At 66.4% G+C, this 20,472-nt stretch carries 16 protein-coding genes; 11 read left to right on the top strand and 5 right to left on the bottom strand.

Annotation, left to right across the window (positions count from 1 at the left end):
- Nucleotides 1-127: 127 nt before the first annotated feature.
- From HD883_RS15715 to HD883_RS15665, 11 genes are all read left to right on the top strand, one after another.
- A complete protein-coding gene (locus HD883_RS15715; RefSeq protein ID WP_373563380.1) occupies nt 128-532 on the top strand; it encodes a rhodanese-like domain-containing protein in 405 nt (134 codons plus the stop codon).
- 4 nt (nt 533-536) lie between these two features.
- A complete protein-coding gene (gene grxC, locus HD883_RS15710) occupies nt 537-800 on the top strand; it encodes a glutaredoxin 3 (protein ID WP_179583793.1) in 264 nt (87 codons plus the stop codon).
- A 131-nt stretch (nt 801-931) separates the two neighbouring features.
- Nucleotides 932-1,456 (top strand): protein-export chaperone SecB, encoded by a 525-nt coding sequence (gene secB, locus HD883_RS15705; protein ID WP_179583794.1) that lies wholly within the window; start codon nt 932-934, stop codon nt 1,454-1,456.
- A gap of 22 nt (nt 1,457-1,478) precedes the next feature.
- A complete protein-coding gene (locus HD883_RS15700) occupies nt 1,479-2,531 on the top strand; it encodes an NAD(P)H-dependent glycerol-3-phosphate dehydrogenase (RefSeq protein WP_179583796.1) in 1,053 nt (350 codons plus the stop codon).
- Entirely contained in the window at nt 2,532-3,116 is a 585-nt protein-coding gene (locus HD883_RS15695) for an LOG family protein (RefSeq protein ID WP_179583798.1), read from the top strand.
- A gap of 43 nt (nt 3,117-3,159) precedes the next feature.
- Complete coding sequence (locus HD883_RS15690) at nt 3,160-4,164, top strand: Bug family tripartite tricarboxylate transporter substrate binding protein (RefSeq protein ID WP_373563379.1); 1,005 nt, start codon at nt 3,160-3,162, stop codon at nt 4,162-4,164.
- Between the two features lie 39 nt (nt 4,165-4,203).
- Nucleotides 4,204-5,721, top strand: coding sequence for a sensor histidine kinase (locus HD883_RS15685; protein ID WP_179583799.1), 1,518 nt, complete (start codon nt 4,204-4,206; stop codon nt 5,719-5,721).
- Complete coding sequence (locus tag HD883_RS15680; RefSeq protein WP_179583800.1) at nt 5,706-7,127, top strand: sigma-54-dependent transcriptional regulator; 1,422 nt, start codon at nt 5,706-5,708, stop codon at nt 7,125-7,127. The genes HD883_RS15685 and HD883_RS15680 overlap by 16 nt, the downstream gene beginning before the upstream one ends.
- Nucleotides 7,128-7,364: 237 nt before the next feature.
- Nucleotides 7,365-8,252, top strand: coding sequence for a hypothetical protein (locus HD883_RS15675; protein ID WP_179583801.1), 888 nt, complete (start codon nt 7,365-7,367; stop codon nt 8,250-8,252).
- Entirely contained in the window at nt 8,249-9,970 is a 1,722-nt protein-coding gene (locus HD883_RS15670; RefSeq protein ID WP_179583802.1) for an MFS transporter, read from the top strand. Before HD883_RS15675 ends, HD883_RS15670 begins: the two co-directional genes overlap by 4 nt.
- An 87-nt stretch (nt 9,971-10,057) precedes the next feature.
- Entirely contained in the window at nt 10,058-10,612 is a 555-nt protein-coding gene (locus HD883_RS15665) for a hypothetical protein (protein WP_179583803.1), read from the top strand.
- Between the two features lie 149 nt (nt 10,613-10,761).
- On the opposite strand, the gene HD883_RS15660 is transcribed toward HD883_RS15665, so the two are convergent.
- From HD883_RS15660 to HD883_RS15640, 5 genes are read right to left on the bottom strand one after another with little or no spacing between them, the layout of a single operon-like run.
- Nucleotides 10,762-11,232: a tRNA (cytidine(34)-2'-O)-methyltransferase gene (locus HD883_RS15660; protein ID WP_179583804.1), complete on the bottom strand. Its 471-nt coding sequence runs from the start codon at nt 11,230-11,232 to the stop codon at nt 10,762-10,764.
- A 2-nt stretch (nt 11,233-11,234) separates the two neighbouring features.
- The gene (locus HD883_RS15655; RefSeq protein ID WP_179583806.1) at nt 11,235-12,824 is read right to left on the bottom strand and encodes an efflux transporter outer membrane subunit; all 1,590 of its coding nucleotides are present in this window, start codon (nt 12,822-12,824) and stop codon (nt 11,235-11,237) included.
- A complete protein-coding gene (locus tag HD883_RS15650) occupies nt 12,821-15,934 on the bottom strand; it encodes a multidrug efflux RND transporter permease subunit (protein ID WP_179583807.1) in 3,114 nt (1,037 codons plus the stop codon). The genes HD883_RS15655 and HD883_RS15650 overlap by 4 nt, the downstream gene beginning before the upstream one ends.
- Nucleotides 15,931-19,047, bottom strand: coding sequence for an MdtB/MuxB family multidrug efflux RND transporter permease subunit (locus tag HD883_RS15645; protein ID WP_179583808.1), 3,117 nt, complete (start codon nt 19,045-19,047; stop codon nt 15,931-15,933). Before HD883_RS15645 ends, HD883_RS15650 begins: the two co-directional genes overlap by 4 nt.
- Nucleotides 19,047-20,405, bottom strand: a complete 1,359-nt coding sequence (locus HD883_RS15640; protein ID WP_179583809.1) for an MdtA/MuxA family multidrug efflux RND transporter periplasmic adaptor subunit — start codon at nt 20,403-20,405, stop codon at nt 19,047-19,049. The genes HD883_RS15645 and HD883_RS15640 overlap by 1 nt, the downstream gene beginning before the upstream one ends.
- Nucleotides 20,406-20,472 lie beyond the last annotated feature (67 nt).

The raw sequence follows: 20,472 nt of genomic DNA, 5'->3' as shown, positions 1-20,472 counted from the left end.
TTGGCACGCAACCCCGACATTTTATAATCCTGCGGCTATTCCCAACATCCATCGTGATGGCGAGGCGCTCCGCGGGACATATCCGAGTCCGGGGCGTTCTATCAGATCTCCTCTTCAGGATCCTCTAGTGAAATTTTTAATCGATAACATCTTTCTGGTTGCCCTGGCGGCCGTGTCCGGTCTCATGCTGCTGTTGCCGACCCTGCGCAACGGCAAGCGGGGCGGGGCCGTGACGCCCGTCGAAGCGACCCAGATGGTCAACCAGCGCCAGGCCGTGTTCGTCGATGTCCGTCCGCCCGCCGAATTTGCCGAAGGCCGCATTGCGCAGTCGCGCAACGTGCCGGAAGCCGAAATCGAACAGAAAGCCGCTGCTCTTCCCAAGAACAAACCCTTGGTCCTAGTCTGCATGAACGGAAAGGCGTCTGCAAAGACAGTTGAAAAATTCCGTAAGCAGGGCTTTGCCGAAGTCACCAGCCTGGCTGGCGGCATTGCAGGATGGGTCCAGGCCGGGTTGCCAATCGCCAAAGGATAACGCCATGCAAAACGTTGTGATGTACGCCACGGGCTACTGCCCCTACTGTCAACGCGCCGAAATGCTGCTGCAGCAGCGCGGCGTCGAGAACATCGAAAAGATCCGCATCGACGTCGACCGGACCAAGCGTGACGAGATGATCGAACGCACGGGCCGACGCACGGTACCGCAGATCTACATTGGCGACACACACGTTGGCGGCAGCGATGACCTCGCGGCGCTCGACCGGGCAGGCAAGTTGCTGCCGCTGCTGAACGGCGAAGCGTGACGTTTTTGTCCCGGCCCCGCTGATCTGCCCGCCCGGCCCGGTGTATCGTGCCGGGCTGAGATGTTTTTTCCGTTCCGGCCGCCCGCGGCCGGATTCTGCCCTCCGGCTCCCGTTTTTCGCGAATTCCGTCCATGTCCGACATCCAAGACCAAGAAGCTCCCGCTCCTGTTTTCAACATCCAGCGCGTCTACCTGAAAGACCTGTCGCTCGAGTTGCCCAATTCGCCGCAGATCTTCCTTGAACAGGAACAGCCCGCGGTCGAAGTGTCGATCGACGTCGGCGCCGCGGCGTTGGCCGAGACGGTGTTCGAAGTGACCGTGACCGCCACCGTCACCACCAAGATCAACGACAAGGTGCTGTACCTGGTCGAAGGCAAGCAAGCCGGCATTTTCGAGCTGGCAAACCTGCCGGCCGAGCAGCTGGATCCGGTGCTGGGCATCGTGTGCCCGGGCATCGTCTATCCGTACCTGCGTTCGAACATTGCCGACGCGATCAGCCGTGCCTCGATGGCCCCGCTGCACCTGGCCGAAGTCAACTTCCAGTCGATCTACGAGCAGCGCATTGCCGCCGCGATGGAACAGCAGGCTGCCGCCGAAGCCGCCGGCAACGACAGCGGCATCATCCTTCCGGGTGGCGCTGGCGACATCAAGCACTGATCGCCTGACCGGAGCGGTGCTCATGACTGGTACGCACCGTCCGCTGCGGGTGGCCGTGCTGGGCGCGGGAAGCTGGGGCACGGCGCTGGCCGCCGCCAGCGCCCGCAACCAGCCCACCCTGCTGTGGGCGCGTGATCCGGCCATGGCGGCCAGCCTGGTGGCATCGCAGGAAAACACCCGCTATCTGGCGGGTGTGCCGCTGCCCGACACGCTGGCCTTTACCAGCGACCTGGACGCCGTTTTCGACCACCTCGACCTTCCCGATACCGACGCCCTGATCATCCTGGGCGTGCCGGTAGTGGGCATGGCGGGCGCCTGCCGCATGCTGGCCGATGCGCTGGCACGCCGGCCGCTGGCCGCCTTGTCGGTCGTCTGGACCTGCAAGGGCTTCGACGCCGACACGGGCCGCCTGCCGCATGCGGTGGCCGCCGACGTGCTGGGCGGCATGCCAGGGGTGTCGACCGGCGTGCTGTCGGGGCCGTCGTTCGCGCGCGAGGTGGCCCAGGGGCTGCCGGTGGCATTGACGGTGGCCAGCAGCAGTGCCGACCTGCGCGAGCAGGTCACGCATGCCTTGCACGGCGGCGCGATCCGCGTCTACGCCAGCGACGACGTCGTGGGCGTGGAAGTGGGCGGCGCCGTCAAGAACATCATGGCCATTGCCTGCGGGATCGGCGATGGCCTGGGCATGGGCGCCAACGCCCGTGCCGCCCTCATTACCCGCGGACTGGCCGAAATGACGCGGCTGGGCGTGGCGCTGGGCGCGCAGGCCGATACCTTTTCTGGCCTGACCGGCCTGGGGGACCTGATCCTGACCGCGACGGGTGACCTGTCGCGCAACCGCCGGGTCGGACTCGAAATCGGCCGGGGCGCGTCGCTCGACGCCATTCTGGCCGACATGACGCAGGTGGCCGAAGGCGCGCGCTGCGCGCCTGCGGTGCTGGCGCTGGGCCGGCGCCATGGCCTGCAGATGCCGATCACCGAGGCGGTCTGCGCGGTGCTGTTCGACCGCGTCCCGCCCGCCCTGGCCGTTACCCGTTTGCTTGCACGCGATCCGCGTGCCGAAGGAGCTGTATAGATGGATGCGATCTGCGTCTATTGCGGATCGAGTCCCGGCACCGATCCGCGTCATGCCGAGGTCGCCCGCGACTTCGGCACCGCGCTGGCCCGCCGCAACCTGCGCCTGGTCTATGGCGGGGGCAACGTCGGCCTGATGGGCGAGGTGGCCAATGCCACGCTGGCCGCTGGCGGCACCGTGACCGGCATCATTCCCGAACGCCTGTGGGAAAAGGAAGTGGGCCATCGCGGCCTGACCGACCTGTTCGTGGTCCCGACCATGCACGCGCGCAAGGCGCGGATGGTGGAACTGTCGGACGCGTTCGTCGCCTTACCAGGCGGTTTCGGCACGCTGGACGAATTGTTCGAAGTGCTGACCTGGCAACAGATCGGCTATCACCAGAAGCCGGTCGGCCTGCTGAACGTGAATGGCTATTACGACGGGCTGATCGAATTTGCGCGGCATGCCCATGCCCAGGGCTTCGTGCGCAAGGACCACCTGGACTCGATGATCATCGATACCGATATCGAATCCCTGCTCGACACGCTGATCCATGCCGAACCGGTGCAAGTGGAAAAGTGGTTGAATCGCGATGTGCCGGTCTGACCGACACGGCCATCCGCAAAAACAATATCTCTGGAGACACCCCATGACTTCCCGTACGACGTCGGCGCCGCGCCGCACTCTGATGCTGGCCGCGCTGACGGCCGTCGTGGCCGGCGCTTTCGCCGCGCCCGCCGCCTACGCGCAATCGGACTGGCCCAACCGGCCGATCAAGATGATCGTGCCATTCCCGGCCGGTTCGTCGCCGGATACGCTGGCGCGCATGATTGCGCAGCCGCTGGGCAAGGCGCTGGGCCAGGCCATCGTCGTGGACAACAAGCCGGGTGCGGGCGGCAACATCGGCACCGCCGCGGTGGCGCATGCGCAGCCCGACGGCTACACCATCCTGTATACGATCAACGGCCCGCTGGTCACCGCCCCGGCGCTGTACACCAAGCTGCCGTACGACCCGGTCAAGGACCTGGCGCCGGTCACGTTGGTGGCCACCAGCCCCAACGTGCTGGTCGTTGATCCTGCGCTGAAGGTCGACTCGGTGGCGGCACTGGAAGCCCTGGTCAAGAAAGCACCCGGCAAGCTCAACTACGGGTCGGTCGGCGCAGGCAGTTCGGCCCACCTGGCCATGGAACTGTTCAAGGGCCGTCAGGGCCTGGACATCCTGCACGTGCCGTACGCAGGTTTTCCGCAGGTGATCACGGCGATGCTGGGCAACCAGGTGCAGGCTGCCTTCATGGTGCCGGCGATTGCCATGCCGCAAGTGCGTGACGGCCGCATCAAGGCGCTGGCCGTGACCAGCCTGCAGCGCAGCCCGACGCTGCCCGACCTGCCCACGATGGTGGAGCAGGGCTCGCCCGGCTTCGAGGCGATTTCGTGGAACGCGATCCTGGTGCCGGCCGGCACGCCACAGCCGATGGTGGATCGCCTGAACACGGAACTGGTCAAGATCATTCGCAGCGACGAAGCCAAGACGCTGTTCACGGCGCAGTACTTCACGCCGGTGGGCTCGACACCCGCCGAACTGAGCGCGCTGATCAAGAAGGAAACGCAGGTGCTGGGCGGCGTCATCAAGCGGTTGAATCTGACGCTGGATTGAACGGCCTTTCCGTCAAACACCTTCTGGTCCCGCGCATCCATGCATTCTCTTCGAGGCCAGTTGGTGTTTTTCTGGGCGCTGCTGTTCGGCGCCTGCCTGGCGCTGGCCGGCATGATGTTCACGCTGTACCAGGGCAGTGCCGGCGCGCAGATCGCCGCAGCGCGCAGCGCGACCGAAATGTCCTGCCAGAACATCACCACGCGGTATGCAAAGTCGCTGACATCCCCTTCCACCCAGGCGCCGCGCATCGACCTGTTGCAGGTCCTGCTGCAACTGGTGCTGATCGAAGCGCCGCAGGTTGAAGGCGGCGTGTGGCAGACCGGCAAAGGCCACCTGGCCTATGCCTATCCCACCTATGAAGGCAGCGGGGTCAAACGTGACCTGCCCGAAGCCGAACAACCCCTGATCACCGAGATGGCCGAGCGCGCCGTGCGCACGCGCGAGACGCAGACCGACGTCGTGCGCGGCAGCCGCGAAGCGCTGATCGTCACCGCGTGCCCACTGCCGGCAGCCAACGACGATCTGTCGGCCTGGACCATGACACGCAGCCATGGCGGCGCGCTGGCCGCGCAAGACAGCCTGCGTGCCGGGCTGGCCGGACTGCTGGTGCTGGTGGTCGTGTCGGGCCTGTGGCTGGGCGCGATCCTGCTGCGGGGCCTGCGGCATGTGCAGCGGCTCGAGGCACGGCTGGTGCAGGCGCATGCCGATGGTGGCGCAATGCCCGAACTGACACGCACCGGCGTCAGCGAACTGGACCGTATCGTTGACAGTTTCAACCATTACCGGCTGCGCTTCGACGAAGCGCGCGCCCATCTGCGGGCGGCGGCACAGCAGCGTCATCGCGATCAACGGCTGGCCGCCTTGGGCCGCATGACGGCCGGCATCGCGCACGAAATTCGCAATCCCATCGCCACGATGCGGCTCAAGGCCGAGAACGCCTTGCACGCCGCGCCCGAGCGGCAAGGGCCGGCCCTGCAGGCCATCGTCGGGCAGATCGATCGGCTGGATGGCCTTGTGCAGAGCTTGCTGGCGCTGGTGCAGCCGATCACGCTGGCGACCGACGTCGTCGTGATGGAACGTTGGCTGGCCGAGCGTGTTGCGGGGGTGGCGGCGCGTGCCAAGGCATCTCAGGTGCAGGTGACCGTGGTTCCGGGCGCGCCCGCCACGGCGGTGTTCGATCCGGTGCATCTGGCGCGCGCTGTCGATAACTTGTTGGACAACGCCGTGCGGCACACGCCGGCGGGCGGAACGGTGCGGCTGTCGGCGCATGTGGCGCCACGGCTGGCCGCGCCGTCGGCTGGACAGCCGTCACTGTTGTCCTCTCACGCCAGCGAAGCGCGTACGCTGGTGATCCGCGTTGACGACACGGGCCCGGGCATTCCGGAATCCCTGCAGCCGTCCTTGTTCGAGCCCTTCGCCACGGGCCGTGCCGACGGCACCGGACTCGGACTGGCGTTGACCCGCGAAGTCGCCCTGGCGCACGGCGGGGATGTCCATCACGTGCCACTCGACCCGGGTGCACGATTCGATCTGGAGATTCCATGGCGCGCGTCCTGATCGTCGATGACGACGATGCCTTTCGCGAAACCCTGGCCGAGACGCTGGAAGGTCTGGGCCATGGGGTGACGTCCGCGGCAAGCGGCCGCGAGGCCCTGGACGTGCTGTCGCGCGAGCGGGTGGATGCGGTTTTCCTGGATCACCGGATGCCCGGCATGGACGGTCTGCAGACGCTAGCGGGCATGCAGGCGCAACTGCCGGAGATGCCCCCCGTCATCGTGCTGACGGCGTTTTCCAGCGCGGGCAACACGATCGACGCGATGCGTCTGGGCGCCTTCGACCACCTGACCAAACCGGTCACGCGGGACGCCATGCGTGACGTGCTGGCGCGCGCGCTGCAGGTCCGGGCGGCGGCCTTGGGGGACGGGTCTGCGGGCGACGGGTCTGCGGACGACGGGTCGGTGAATGACGGGTCGGTGGATGATCGTGACAACAGCGATCTGATCGGCATCAGTCCCGCCATGCGCGAGGTGCACAAGCGCATTGGCATGGCGGCCGCCAGCGCGCAGCCTGTCCTGCTGCTGGGCGAAACGGGCACCGGCAAGGAAATGGTCGCGCGCGCCTTGCACCGACATTCGAGCCGGGCAGGGCGGCCGTTCGTGGCGCTCAATTGCGCGGCGATCCCCAAGGATCTGTTGGAAAGCGAACTGTTCGGCCACGTGCGCGGCGCCTTCACCGGCGCGACCGGCGATCGGCCAGGATGCTTTCGCGCGGCCGATGGCGGGGTGCTGCTGCTCGATGAAATCGGCGACATGCGGCTCGACGTGCAGGCCAAGATGCTGCGCGCCCTGCAGGAAGGCGAGATCACGCCGCTGGGCAGCCATCGCCCCGTCAAAGTCGACGTGCGGGTGATCGCGGCGACCCACCACGACCTGGCCGCAGCGGTGCGCGAAGGCCGGTTCCGCGAAGACCTGCTGTATCGGCTCGACGTGCTGACGGTGCACCTGCCGCCCCTGCGCGAGCGCCTTGCCGACATCCTTCCCCTGGCCGAACATTTTCTGCGGCTGGCGGCGCGCGCGGAGGGTGCCGCGCCCAAGGCGCTCACGGCCGACGCCGCGCAGCAGTTGCTGCGTCACACCTGGCCCGGCAACGTGCGTGAACTGCGCAACGTCATGGCCCGCAGCCACGCCTTGTCGCGGCACGCGATGATCAGTGCGGCCGACCTGGAGCTGGGCCCGAGCCGGGTGACAGGTGCCGATGCGCAGCCAGCCAACGTGCAGCCGGCTAACGTGCTACCGACCGAGTGGCTGAACGCCGAATTGCCGGACGTAATCGAAAAGGTCGAACGGTTGATGATCGCGCACGCGCTGGCCCAGGCAAACGGCAACCGCGCCGAAGCCGCGCGGCGGCTCGGCATTCATCGGCAGTTGCTGTACCGGAAGCTGACGGCGTACGGGCTGGAGTAGAGGCGGGGCGCGACGGCGTCGGCAGGAACGGAAGCCGGCAACGTGTCCGGGGCTATCCGGCGAACATGGCGTCTTCATCCAGGACGTCTGGACGTCTGACTGTCCGGATCCGGGACAGCTGGTGTCCTGAAATCATCCAAAGCGTCAACTTGCACTAACCGTAAGTACTTGATCTATAAGGAATCGCCGGCAGGCACGATCCGTGTATAGGGAACAGCACCCCACACGGAGTTCGACATGTCGCCGCGCCTGCCATTCCTCATTGCCGCCAGCCTGCTGACGGCAAACGCCGTCCAGGCGCAGGTCGCGCTACCGCCCCGAGCGCTGGCGCCCCTTGCGCCATCCGTTGTGGTCCAGCCTGCGCTTGAGGCGTCTTCCTCGCTGCCGACGGCGCCGTTGCCCCCTGGGGCATCCGACCGACCGGATCCGCCCCCGCCGCACCGGGCACGCCGCACGGCTGGCGAGGCAACGGTGGTATCGGGCCGCATCCAGCACTGGCTCGTCAACCCGAACGGCGAGGCCGACGGCATCGTCCTGGCCGACGGCACCCAGGTCGCGTTTCCGCCGCATCTGGCGCAGGAAGTCACCGGTCTGGCCAAGGTGGGGGACACCCTTCAGGTCACTGGCTGGCGTGCGCCGGGCGTGCCGGTGATGCGCGCGCAGTCCCTGTCCGCCCACGGCCGCACCGTGACCGACCGCCCTCCCGAAGGCGCTCCGCGGCCGCCGCGTGAACCGGGCGCGCTCGCCGCGCTATCCGCTAGCGGCACGATTGAACGGCTGCTGTACAACGACCGCGGCGATGCGCATGGCGTGGTGCTGTCCGACAAGACCATCGTGCGCTTCCCGCCGCATGTGGGCGCACGCCTGGCCAGCCAGTTGACCGTGGGCAGCGGCTTGTACGCCGTCGGCTGGGGAACGCGCGGCACGCACGGATCCGCCATGGAAGCGACCAGGATCGGTGCCACGGCAGACAGCCTGCGCGAGGTGTTCGGCCCGCCGCAGGCAATGGGCGACAACCCTCCAGGCGAAGCCGCACCGCCTGTGCAGCCCGGCGCTGCGAGCCAGGCCGGCCCGATGACAATGAGAGGACCGGCGGGCAATCCACCGCCGGCGCCCGCCCCATGACCGCCGTTGCACCCGCCGCTGTCGCAGCCTCACCCGCCGCACCCGCCGCTGCCGGCGCTGCACCCGCACCCGCACGCCGCAGCTTGCGCGCCCTGGACATGCTGGCCTTCTTCGCGCCAGACATCCAGGGCGGGGTCGGGCCGTTCCTCGTCGTCTTCATGGCCGGGACGCTGGCCTGGGATCCGCAGCGCATCGGCACCGTCATGTTCGTGTCGGCGCTGGTCGCGTTGATCGTGCAGGCGCCGGCCGGCGCGTTGATCGACCGGGTGCCGAACAAGCCGCGCTGGGTAGCCGCGGCCATCACGTTGATCGCGGTTTGCCTCGTTGTCATGGCGAACTGGCCGAGCTACTACGTGATCCTCGGCGGGCAATCGATCATCGTTGCGGCGGGCACGCTGGTCGCCCCGGCGATCGCATCCACCAGTCTCGGCATGGTCGGACGGCGTGGCATGGATGCGCGGATCGGGCGCAATGCGGCGATCACCGCCGCGGGCACCCTGGTGTGGGCATTCGGGACCGGCCTTGTCGGCCAATATTACGGACCGCACGCCATGTTCTTCTACGCCGTCGCCATGGCCGTGCCGACCGTCGTGGCCGCCATGCTGATCCGGCAGCGGGATGTCGATGTGCGCCTGGCGCGCGGCGCAGATAGCGATGCGCCATCGACGTCATCGACGCCACTGACGCCATCCACGTCATCGCCGCCAGCGAACCCGACGATGCGGAGTGACGAGCAAAGCGGCAACGGTGAATCGAGCGATGGCACGACGCTCGCAAATGCCTCGCACGCAGCGAATGCCTTGCACGCCGTCAATGCCACACACGCCACAGACACCACACACGCCTCGAAACCATTGCAGGCCACCGATGCCTCGCAAGTTTCGAACGCCGCGCACGGCACAAACACCACGCACGACACGAACACCGCACACGGCACACACGCCACACACACCACCGCCGCCCCTTCCGCGCCCCCAGCGTCGGTTTCCCCGCGCTGGTACGACCATCGCCTGGTCATCCTTCTGGCGTCTGCCTTCCTGTTCCACCTTGCCAACGCCGCCATGCTGACCCTGGTTGCGCAGAAGGTCGGCACGCAGGCGGGCACGTCGGCCACGGTGTGGTTGTCGGGCGGCGTCATCATCACGCAACTCGTCACCATTCCCATCGGCCTGGCCGTGGGCCGGTACGCGCCGCGCCTGGCACGCAAGCCCATCTTCCTGGTGGGCTTTGCGGTGCTGCCGATACGCGGGCTGCTCTATCTGCTGGCCGACAGCCCGTCTGCCTTGCTGTCCTTGCAGGTGCTGGATGGCATCGGCGCGGGCGTGTTCGGCGTGATGCTGACCCTGATGATCGGCGACCTGACGCGGGGCAGCGGGCATTTCAGTCTTGCCCTGGGCATCGGTGCGGCGTGCGTGGGACTGGGCGCGGCGCTGAGCAATCTGCTGGCCGGGACCATTGCCCATCTGGCCGGATACGACCTGGCATTTCTGGTGTTGGCCGGCGTCGCTGCAGCGGCACTGATCCTGTTCGCAGTCGGCATGCCGGAGACGCGTCACGCGGATGCGTCGCAGAACGATGCCGGCCCGCGCCCTGGAGCTACGCCGCCCCAGTCACCCGCGCTTCCCCTGACACCCTCGCCTCCCCTGACTCCCGCGCTTCCCCTGACTCCCACATTACCCCTGACACCCGTCGTCCCTCCGGCATCCCCCGCGCCATGAGGGCCGACACCGCCACGCCGCTGCACGCTTGCGCCCCTGAACACGTGCGCCGCGGCACTTTCTTGACTGCATCACAAGGACATTCACATGCCAAAACCTACCCATGACACGGTTGATATCTGGTCCGTCGAAGGCCAGTTCAGCCACCTGATCTACAGCCCGAAGGGCGGGATCGAAGGCGTCTTGATCGACACCGATGGCATCCCCACCCAGTTCGTGTTTGACCGCCACGACGACGGCGCGGCTTCGCGCTTTACCGGCGTGCGGGCGGGGCAGACTGTCGTGATCGAAGGCACCGAAGAGGGGCCATCGCCCAAGGGGGAAGCGGTGCACACGGTGTATCGCTTCGAGCGGCTGGCCACCGTGGACGGCAAGCCCGTGCCGGCGGCGGCATTCGAAGGGCCGGTCGAAGGCAAGGTCGTGCGCCTGAACTACGCACGGCACGGCGAGCCCAATGGCGTGGTGCTGGACACGGGAGACTTCGTGCACACTAAGCCGCATGGGTTCGCACGTCTGGGCCTGGCCGTGGGCGACACGATCCGCGCCGAAGGCCGCGCGGTGCCTTTGTCCGTCGGTAAAGGCCGTGTGGTCGAAGCCGTGCTGGTCAACGGCAAGCCGGTGGACGACACCGAGGCAGAATAGGCAAGGCAGGGTGGGCGGGCCGGGACACCGCCTGCAGCGATGGCGCTAACCATGGCTGCAGGCCATGGCACCAGCCTGACCGCAGGCCATGGCACCAGCCTGACTCCAGGCCATTCCACCAGCCCGACCGCCAGCCGCCACCCCTCTGGTCACACGCCGCCCGGATACCCCTGCTGCCGCCACGCTTCAAACACCACGACGGCCACGGAATTGGACAGGTTCAGGCTGCGCTGCCCGGGCTGCATCGGCAGCCGCAGCCGCTGGTCTTCCGGAAAGGTATCGCGCACCTCGGGCTTCAGGCCGGCCGTCTCGCTGCCGAACACGAACACATCGCCCGGCTCGAACGCCACGCCCGCAAACGAACGCGACCCTTTCGTCGTGAAGGCGAACAGCCGCTCAGGGCGTGCGCCCGTCGCGGCCATGGCGTCGGCAAAGGTGTCGTGCACCTTGACCGCGGCCCACTCGTGATAGTCCAGGCCCGCGCGCCGCAGCTTGGCGTCGTCGAGTTCGAAGCCCAGCGGCTTGACCAGGTGCAGTTGCACGCCCGTGTTGGCCGCCAGGCGGATGGCGTTGCCCGTGTTGGGCGGAATCTCTGGCGAGACGAGTACGACGTGAAACACGATCAGTCCTGGGGTCGAGGTTTGACGGGAGGTGCGAGGTCCTGGTCCCAGCCGCCGCCAATGGCGGCGATCAGCGCCACGCTGGCGGTCAGGCGGTTGCCGAGCAGCGTCAGGTTCGTGCGCTCATTATTGAGCGCCGTCGTCTGGACAGTGACCAGGCTCAGGAAGTCGATGATGCCGGCTTCGAACTGATTGGTGGTCAACCGCAACGATTCGCGCGCGGCATCCAGGGCGCGCTGCTGCACCACCTGTTCGCTGGCCAGCACCCGCAATTGAACCAGATTGTCTTCCACTTCACCCAGCGCGGTCAGCACCGTCTGCCGATACGCCGCCACCTGGGCATCGTAGGCGGCTTCGTTCTGCGACACCTGCGCGCGGCGCAAGCCGCCGTCGAACAGCGGCGCAGCCAGCGCCGGACCCAATGACCAGAAGCGTGCAGGCGCCGTCAGCCAATCCGCAAATGTGGAGTTGCGATAGCCGCCGCTGGCCGACAGGGTCAGCGTCGGGAAGTACGCCGCCTTGGCTACGCCGATCCGCGCGTTGGCGGCTTGCATGGTGCGTTCGGCGGCCGCGATGTCGGGCCGGCGCTCCAGCAGTTCCGACGGAAGGCCCACCGGCACGTCGGGCAAGGCCGTGTTCAACGGCGCGGGCGCGATGGCGAAGTTGGACGGCGGCTGGCCGGTCAAAATGGCAATGGCATGTTCCAGTTGCGCCCGTTGCCAGTCCAGATCGATGGCCTGCGCCCGCGCGCCTTCAAGCTGCGCGCGCGCCTGGACGATGTCGGCCCGTGCACTGACCCCCACGTCATACCGGTTTTCGTTCAGGCGCAGCGACCGTTCATACACCTTGATCGTGGCTTCGAGCAGGCGCTTCTGTTCGTCCATCACGCGCAGCTGGAAGTAGTTGCGGGCCAGGGTCGATTGGGCGCTCAGGCGGGCGGCGGCCAGGTTGGCGGCGCTGGCCTGCACGCTGGCCGAATCGGCTTCGACGCCGCGGCGGATACGGCCCCACAGGTCGATTTCCCAGCTCGCGCTCAGGCTGGTGCTGAACTGGTTGCGGATGCTGGAACTGCTGCTTGGGGTGTTGATGATGGTCGTGCCGGTGCCCGTTCCCGTGCCCGTACCGGTGCCGGTTCCCACGCCGGTGCCGGTGGTGGTGGTCGTCGTGCCGCTGCTGACGCCATTGCCGCTGCGCGTGGCCGATACGTTGCCGTTCAGGGTCGGCAATTCGGCGGCGCGCGTGCCGCGCAGCACGGCAAGGGCCTGCCGGTACTGCGCTTCGGATTGCGCCAGCGTCTGGTTGGCGGCTTCCACCTGCGGCATCAACCGGTTCAGGACCGGGTCGTTGTAGATCTCCCACCAGGCGCCGCGGGTGATGTCGTCGCTGGGTTGGGCGGCTTTCCAGCCTTCGGTTTCCTTGAATTCGATACCCGTCGGCGCGGTGGGCCGATGGTAGTCCGGACCAACTGCGCACCCTGCAATTAGGGCGGCCAGGGTCAGTCCGGCCAACAGATTCAGGGCGGCGGGGCGCGATGGCCGGAGCACGCGGGCGTTCACGACGGAACGCGGCGCCACGGTCAAGGGCTGCTTCATAGATTGCCTCCAGGGAGCGGCACGGCAGGCGCGGGGGTGCCCCAGCGCCGATGCGCCCAATGGCGCATCCGGTCAAGATAGAGATAGACCACGGGGGTGGTGTACAGGGTCAGCAACTGGCTCAGGAACAGGCCACCCACAATGGTGATGCCCAGGGGCTGTCGCAGTTCGGCGCCCGCGCCGGTGCTCAGCACCAGGGGCAGGGCGCCCAGCATGGCGGCCATGGTTGTCATCAGGATGGGCCGGAAGCGCATCAGGCACGCCTGGTAAATGGCCTCGCGCGGCGACAGCCCCAGCCGCCGTTCGGCATCCAGCGCAAAGTCCACCATCATGATGGCGTTCTTTTTGACGATGCCAATCAGCAGGAACACCCCGATCAACGCGATCAGCGTGAACTCCTTGCCCAGCACCATCAGCGCCAGCAGCGCGCCAATCCCGGCGGACGGCAGCGTCGACAGAATCGTCAGCGGATGGATATAGCTTTCATACAGAATCCCCAGCACCAGATACATAGTGACCAGCGCCGCCAGGATCAGCCAGGGCTGTGCGCTCAGGGTCGACTGCAGGGCCTTGGCGCTGCCCGCAAAGCCCGCCTGGATTTCGGTGGTGGGCAGACTGATGCGGGCAATGGCCTGCTCGATGGCGGCAGTGGCCTGGCCCAGCGACACGCCGGGCGCCAGGTTGAACGAGATGGTGTCCGCCACGAACTGGCTGTCGTGCTGCACGCTCAGCGGCGCGTTGGTCGTCTGCCACTTGGCAAAGGCCGACAGCGGCACGCGCGTGCCCGCCGCCGTGATCACGAACACCTTGCTGAGCGCATCGGCATTCTGCGCATAACGCTGGTCCACTTCCATGACCACGCGGTACTGGTTCAAGGTGTTGTAGATCACCGAGACCTGACGCTGCGTGAACGAGTTGTTCAGCACGGCTGCAATGGTGGACATGTCCACCCCCAATCGCGTGGCGGTTTCGCGGTCGATCTGCAACGAGATCTGCTGGCCCTTGTCTTCAATATCGGTATCGACGTCGGCCAGCTCAGGCATCTTGACCAGGGCCTGCTGCACCTTGGGCATCCACTCGCGCAGCGCCGACAATTCCGATGCCATCAGCGTGTACTGGTAAGACGATCGCGACGACCGCCCGCCGATCCGGATGTCCTGGTTGGGCACCATGAACATCTGCGCGCCGGCAATGTTCGACAGCCGCATCCGCAGGCGCGCGATCACCTGATCCACGTTTTCCTTGCGCTGCGTGATCGGCTTCAACTGGATCATCATGAAGCTCGAATTGCTGCCACCGCGGCCGCCGCTGTAACCCACCATGCTTTCCACCGCAGGATCCGACAGCACGACCTTGCGGAAGTATTCGAGCTTCGGCCCCATGGCCTGGAACGACGTGCCCTGGTCAGCGCGCACGAAACCCATCAGCTGCCCGGTGTCCTGCTGCGGGAAAAATCCCTTGGGCACCTTGACGTACAGGTACACGTTCAGCCCCACCGTCAGGCCGAGCACGATCAGGGTCAGCAGCGAATGCTTCAGCGCCCAGGCCAGGCTGCGGTCATAGCCGCGCAGCAAGGTGTCAAAGAACCGGCCCAGCGCGCGCGACACGCGGCCGGGCGGCTTGATCTGCGCGGGCGTCTTGAGCAGCCGCGCGCACATCATCGGCGTCAACGTCAGCGACACCACCAGCGACACCAGAATGGCCGCCGACAGCGTGACGGCAAATTCGCGGAACAGCCGGCCCACGATATCGCCCATCAACAGGATGGGAATGAACACGGCGATCAGGGACAGGCTCATCGACAGCACGGTAAAGCCGACCTCACGCGCACCCCTGAGCGAGGCGCGCAGCGGCGACATGCCTTCTTCGATATGCCGCGAAATGTTCTCGAGCACCACGATCGCATCGTCGACCACGAAACCGGTCGCGACGATCAGCGCCATCAGCGACATGGTGTTGAGCGAATAGCCACACAGCCACATCACGATGAACGTGCCGATCAGCGAGACCGGCACGGCCACGCTCGGGATCAGCGCCGCGCGCCCGTTGCGCAGGAACAGCAGCACCACCATGATCACCAGGCCGACGGCAATGATCAGCGTGTGTTCGGCCTCGGCCAGCGACGCCCGGATGCTGGGCGTGCGGTCCTGCGCCACCGTCAGTTCCACATCGCCTGGCAGCATCGACCGCATCTGCGGCAGCGCATCGCGAATGCGGTCCACCGTCTCGATGATGTTGGCATTCGCCTGCCGGCTCACCACCAGCAGGATCGCCCGCTGGTTGTTGTAGAACCCCATCTGGAACAGGTCTTCGACCGAATCCTCGACTCGCGCGACATCGCTCAGCCGCACGGCCGCATTGTTGCGATACGCAATCACCAGTTCCTGGTACTGGCTGGCCTTGCGCAGCTGGCCGTTGGTCGCGACCTGCCAATGCGTCGTGTCGTTCTCGAGCACGCCTTTCGGGCCATTGGCATTGGCGCCCGTCACCGCCTGCCGCACGGTATCCAGCGGAATGTCGTACTGGTTGAGCAGATTGGGATTGAGCTCGATCCGCACGGCAGGCAAGGAACTGCCCCCCACCTGCACTTCGGCCACGCCCTGGATCTGCGCGATCCGCTGCGCCATGATGGTCGAGCCGACGTCATACAGCTGGCCCTGGTCCAGCGTCTTGCTGGTCAGCGCCAGCACCATCACAGGCGCCGACGACGGATTGCGTTTGTTGTAGGTGGGATTGCTGCGCAGGGCCGACGGCAGCATGCTGCGCGCGGCGTTGATGGCCGCCTGCACATCACGCGCCGCGCCGTCGATGTCGCGGCTCAGGTCAAACTGCAGCGTGATCCGGGTGGACCCCTGCGAACTGCTCGACGTCATCTCGCTGACCCCGGCAATGCTGCCCAGCGACCGTTCCAGCGGCGTCGCCACACTCGATGCCATGGTTTCCGGATTGGCCCCTGCCAGGCTGGCCGACACCGAAATCGTCGGGTAATCGACCTGCGGCAAGGGCGCCACCGGCAGCATCAGGAACGCGAGCACGCCCGCCAGCACAATGGCCAGCGTCAGCAGCGCGGTCGCCACTGGCCGCATGATGAAGGGCGCCGACAGGTTCATGCCGTCTGGTCTCCGGCCACCGGCACGCCTTCCTTGCGCGCGCGGCGGTCACGCACCCGCTGCCCGAGTCGATCGAACATCAGGTAGATGACCGGCGTGGTGAACAGCGTCAGCACCTGGCTGACCAGCAGACCGCCCACCATCACCAGCCCCAGCGGCTGGCGCAGTTCCGCGCCGGTGCCGGTACTGAGCATCAGCGGCACCGCGCCGAACAGGGCGGCCAGCGTCGTCATCAGAATGGGACGAAAGCGCAGCAGGGCCGCCTGGTGGATCGCATCGCGCGGACTCATGCCCTGCTTGCGTTCGGCATCGAGCGCAAAGTCGATCATCATGATCGCGTTCTTTTTCACGATGCCGATCAGCAGGATGATCCCGATGATGCCGATCATGTCCAGATCATTGCCCGCGATCATGAGCGCGAGCAGGGCGCCCACGCCCGCCGACGGCAGCGTCGACAGAATCGTGATCGGGTGGATGTAGCTTTCGTACAGCACCCCCAGCACGATATACATCGTGGCGATCGCCGCAATGATCAGCAGCAGCGTGCTGTCGAGCGAGGTCTGGAAGGCCTGCGCCGCGCCCTGGAACCGGGTCTGGATGGCGGTCGGCATGCCGATGTCCTGTTCCGCTTTCAGGATGGCTTCGACCGCGCCGCTCAACGACGCGCCCGGAGCCAGGTTGAACGACACCGTGGCCGACGGGAACTGGCCAAGGTGGCTGATCGCCAGCGGCGTATTGCGTTCCGACACCTTCACGATATTGGTCAGCGGCACCTGCTTGCCGTCGGCCGACGCCACATGGATCTGCGACAAGGACGACGGATCCTGGCGGAACTGGGGCTGCACTTCCAGCACCACGCGATACTGGTTCGACTGCGTGAAGATGGTCGAGATCAGCCGCTGCCCCAGCGCGTCGTACAGCGCCGCGTCGATCGTCGTGGCCGTGATGCCCAGCCTGGATGCGGCATTGCGATCGATCTCGATATAGGTCTGCAGACCCTGGTCCTGCAAGTCGTGGTTCACGTCGGCCAGTTGCGGCAGCGTCGCCAGCTGTTCGACCAGCTTGCGGGTCCAGATGCCCAGATGGGCCAGGTCGGGATCCTGCAGCGTGAACTGGTATTGCGTGCGGCTGACGCGATCTTCAATCGTCAGGTCCTGCACCGGCTGCATATAGAGCTTGATGTCGGGCACGTCATGCAGCGCATCCTGCAGCCGCTTGATGATGGCCGGGGCCGTATCCGACCGGTCGCCCCGCGACTTCAGGTTGATCTGGATGCGGCCGCTGTTGAGCGTGGCATTGCTGCCATCCACGCCAATGAACGACGACAGGCTTTCGACATCCGGATCTTCAAGAATGACTTTGGCCGCTGCCTGCTGGCGCTGCGCCATGGCCGAGAACGACACCGATTGCGAGCTTTCGGTAATGGCCTGGATGACGCCCGTATCCTGCAGCGGAAAGAACCCTTTGGGGATCAGCACATACAGCAGCACGGTCAGCAACAGGGTCGCCAGCGCGACCAGCAGGGTCAGCGGCTGGTGCGCCAGCACCCGCTGCAACATCCGGTCGTAGCCCGCGATGATGCGGTCGAATACGGCGCCGCTTTTCCGGTAGAAACGCGTCTGCCGTTCTTCGGGGATGTGCTTCAGGAACTTGGCGCACATCATGGGCGTCAGCGTCAGCGAGATCACGAGCGAGATCAGGATGGACACGGCCAGCGTGACGGCAAATTCGCGGAACAGCCTGCCGATCACGTCGCCCATGAACAGCAGCGGGATCAGCACGGCGATCAGCGAGACCGTCAACGAGATCAGCGTGAACCCGATCTGCGCGGCCCCCTTGAGCGCGGCATGCAGCGGCGTTTCGCCTTCTTCCAGGTAACGCGCGATGTTCTCGATCATCACGATGGCATCGTCGACCACGAAGCCGGTGGCCACCGTCAGCGCCATCAGCGTCAGGTTGTTCACGCTGAACCCGGCCAGGTACATGATGCCGAAAGTGCCGATCAAGGACAGCGGAACGACCACGCTCGGGATCAGCGTCGCCGTCAGGTTGCGCAGGAAAACGAAGGTGACCATGACCACCAGCGCAATCGCCAGCAGCAATTCGAACTGCACGTCGCGCACCGATTCCTTGATGGTCTCGGTCCGGTCCGACAGCACTGCCACGTCCAGCGTGCTGGGCAGGCCCGCCTGCACATCGGGCAGCAGCTTGCGGATGCGATCCACCACGTCGATCACGTTGGCGCCGGGCTGGCGCTGCACATTGATCAGGATCGCCGGCTTGCCATTGGCCCAGGCCGCCTGTCGCGTGTTCTCGGCGTCTTCGACCGTTTCGGCCACGTCCGACAGGCGCAGCGGCGCGTTGTTCTGGTACGAGATGATCAGGTTGCGGTACTGGTCGATGGTCTTGAGCTGGTCGTTTGCGTCCAGCGTGGTGGCACGGCTCGGGCCATCGAAGTTGCCCTTGGGCTGATTGACGTTGGCGCCCGTGATCGCGGTGCGCACGTTGCTCAGGTTCAGGCCATAGGCAGCCAGCGCCTGGGGGTTGGCCCGGATCCGCACCGCGGGCCGCTGGCCCCCGGCAATGCTGACCAGACCCACGCCCGATACCTGCGCAATCTTCTGCGCCATGCGCGTGTCCACCAGATCGCGCACCTTGTACAGCGGCAGCGTGGGCGACGAAATCGCCAGGGTCAGCACCGGCGTGTCGGCCGGGTTCACCTTGTTGTAGATCGGCGGGGCGGGCAGGTCGCTGGGCAGCAGGTTGGACCCGGCATTGATCGCGGCCTGCACTTCCTGTTCGGCAATATCCAGCGCCAGGTCCAGATTGAACTTGAGCGTGATCACCGATGCGCCGCCCGAACTGATCGACGACATCTGGTTCAGGCCCGGCATTTGCCCGAACTGGCGTTCTAGCGGCGCGGTCACCAGCGACGTCATCACATCCGGACTGGCGCCCGGATATTGCGTCGTCACCTGGATGGTCGGGTAGTCGACCTCGGGCAGCGCCGACACCGGCAGCAGCCGATACGCGATCAGCCCTGCCAGCAATAGCGCGATCATCGCCAGGGTCGTCGCAACCGGGCGCAGGATGAAGAGCCGTGACGGATTCATCAGGGTCTCGGCGTCTGTCCGCGATTCGGGCGGGAACCGCCTTCACCGCTGCGCTGCAACTGGCTCCCCGCGGCCGCCGGCACCTCGGCCGCGCCGGTCACCACGTCCACCTTGGCGCCCGCGCGCAGGCGGTCCACGCCTTCGACCACGACCTGCTCGCCCGGCTTCAGGCCTTCGGTCACCGCAACCCGTTCGCCATTGGGCTGGCCGAGCTTGATCACCCGCACGTCGATCGTGTTGTCGGGCTTGACCACATACACGAAGGTGCCAGGCGTTCCGCGCTGCACGGCGGCGGTCGGGATGACGGTGGCGTCTTTCAAGGTGCGCACATGCAGGCGTGCGTTGACGAACTGGTTCGGGAACAGGGACTCGTCCTTGTTTTCGAACCGCGCCTTCATCTTGACGGTACCGGTGGTGACGTCGATCTGGTTGTCCAGCGTGTCCAGCACGCCGTCGGCAATCTTGATCAGGTCGGCACGGTCATAGGCTTCGACCGCCAGCCGGTTGCCGCCGCGCAACTGCTGCAGCACGCGCGGCAGGTCGGATTCGGCAATGGTGAAAATCACGGAAATCGGCTGCGTCTGCGTGATGATGACCAGGCCATTGGTATCGCTGCTGCGCACCAGGTTGCCCTGGTCCACCTGGCGCAGGCCCACGCGCCCCGCGATCGGCGCCGTCACGCGGGTGTAGTCGAGCTGCAGTCTGGCATTGTCGACCGCGGCCTGGTTGGTCTTGAGCGTGCCTTCGTACTGGCGGACCAGCGCGGCCTGCGTATCGACCTGCTGCCGGGCAATCGAGTCCTGCGAAAACAGGGTCTGGTAGCGATCCAGGTCCTTCCGGGCGTTTTCCAGCTGCGCCTGGTTCTGCTGCAAGGTACCTTGCGCCTGCGACAGCGCGACCTGATAGGCGCGCGGATCGATCTGCGCAATCAGATCGCCGGCCTTGACCCGCTGGCCCTCCTTGAACAGCACTTTCATGAGTTCGCCGTCGACCCGGCTGCGCACCGTGACCGTATTGAAGGACGTGACGGTGCCCAGCGACTTGATGAAGACATCCAGGTTCTCGGACCGGGCGGCTTCGACCTTGACCGGGATCGGGGGCATCGCAAAGGCGCCGGCCGCGCCGGGCGGGCCGCCCGCACCCGGGGCACGAGGCCCGCGCGCACCCGCCCCGCGAGGCGCACCGGGTGCGCCAGGGGCTGCTTCCTGGGCCGTCCGCCCATGCCACCACCACCAGCCGACCGCGGCAAGAACGAGCAGGAGCACCACGATCCACGGCCAGCGCGCGCGGCGGGGCAGGGGACGGGACGGGGACGCGGGGTCGCCGGAGCGATCGGGCGCGGGAGGGAAATCAGCCATGGTGTTCCAGGAGGGGCCTTTGCGTGACCGTTAAGGTAGACCAGAAGCGGTCGGAAGTCGGCGGGAT

Source organism: Pigmentiphaga litoralis, assembly GCF_013408655.1.
GTDB classification, from domain to species: domain Bacteria; phylum Pseudomonadota; class Gammaproteobacteria; order Burkholderiales; family Burkholderiaceae_B; genus Pigmentiphaga; species Pigmentiphaga litoralis_A.
This window is presented reverse-complemented; position numbering and strand designations above follow the sequence as displayed.

Excerpts from the sequence above, each read along its gene's own strand:
- HD883_RS15650 (WP_179583807.1), bottom strand. The coding sequence starts at position 15,934 with ATGAACCTGTCGGCGCCCTTCATCATGCGGCCAGTGGCGACCGCGCTG.
- HD883_RS15700 (WP_179583796.1), top strand. The coding sequence starts at position 1,479 with ATGACTGGTACGCACCGTCCGCTGCGGGTGGCCGTGCTGGGCGCGGGA.
- HD883_RS15645 (WP_179583808.1), bottom strand. The coding sequence starts at position 19,047 with ATGAATCCGTCACGGCTCTTCATCCTGCGCCCGGTTGCGACGACCCTG.
- HD883_RS15680 (WP_179583800.1), top strand. The coding sequence starts at position 5,706 with ATGGCGCGCGTCCTGATCGTCGATGACGACGATGCCTTTCGCGAAACC.
- secB (WP_179583794.1), top strand. The coding sequence starts at position 932 with ATGTCCGACATCCAAGACCAAGAAGCTCCCGCTCCTGTTTTCAACATC.
- HD883_RS15675 (WP_179583801.1), top strand. The coding sequence starts at position 7,365 with ATGTCGCCGCGCCTGCCATTCCTCATTGCCGCCAGCCTGCTGACGGCA.
- HD883_RS15640 (WP_179583809.1), bottom strand. The coding sequence starts at position 20,405 with ATGGCTGATTTCCCTCCCGCGCCCGATCGCTCCGGCGACCCCGCGTCC.
- HD883_RS15690 (WP_373563379.1), top strand. The coding sequence starts at position 3,160 with ATGACTTCCCGTACGACGTCGGCGCCGCGCCGCACTCTGATGCTGGCC.
- grxC (WP_179583793.1), top strand. The coding sequence starts at position 537 with ATGCAAAACGTTGTGATGTACGCCACGGGCTACTGCCCCTACTGTCAA.
- HD883_RS15665 (WP_179583803.1), top strand. The coding sequence starts at position 10,058 with ATGCCAAAACCTACCCATGACACGGTTGATATCTGGTCCGTCGAAGGC.
- HD883_RS15695 (WP_179583798.1), top strand. The coding sequence starts at position 2,532 with ATGGATGCGATCTGCGTCTATTGCGGATCGAGTCCCGGCACCGATCCG.
- HD883_RS15685 (WP_179583799.1), top strand. The coding sequence starts at position 4,204 with ATGCATTCTCTTCGAGGCCAGTTGGTGTTTTTCTGGGCGCTGCTGTTC.
- HD883_RS15670 (WP_179583802.1), top strand. The coding sequence starts at position 8,249 with ATGACCGCCGTTGCACCCGCCGCTGTCGCAGCCTCACCCGCCGCACCC.
- HD883_RS15655 (WP_179583806.1), bottom strand. The coding sequence starts at position 12,824 with ATGAAGCAGCCCTTGACCGTGGCGCCGCGTTCCGTCGTGAACGCCCGC.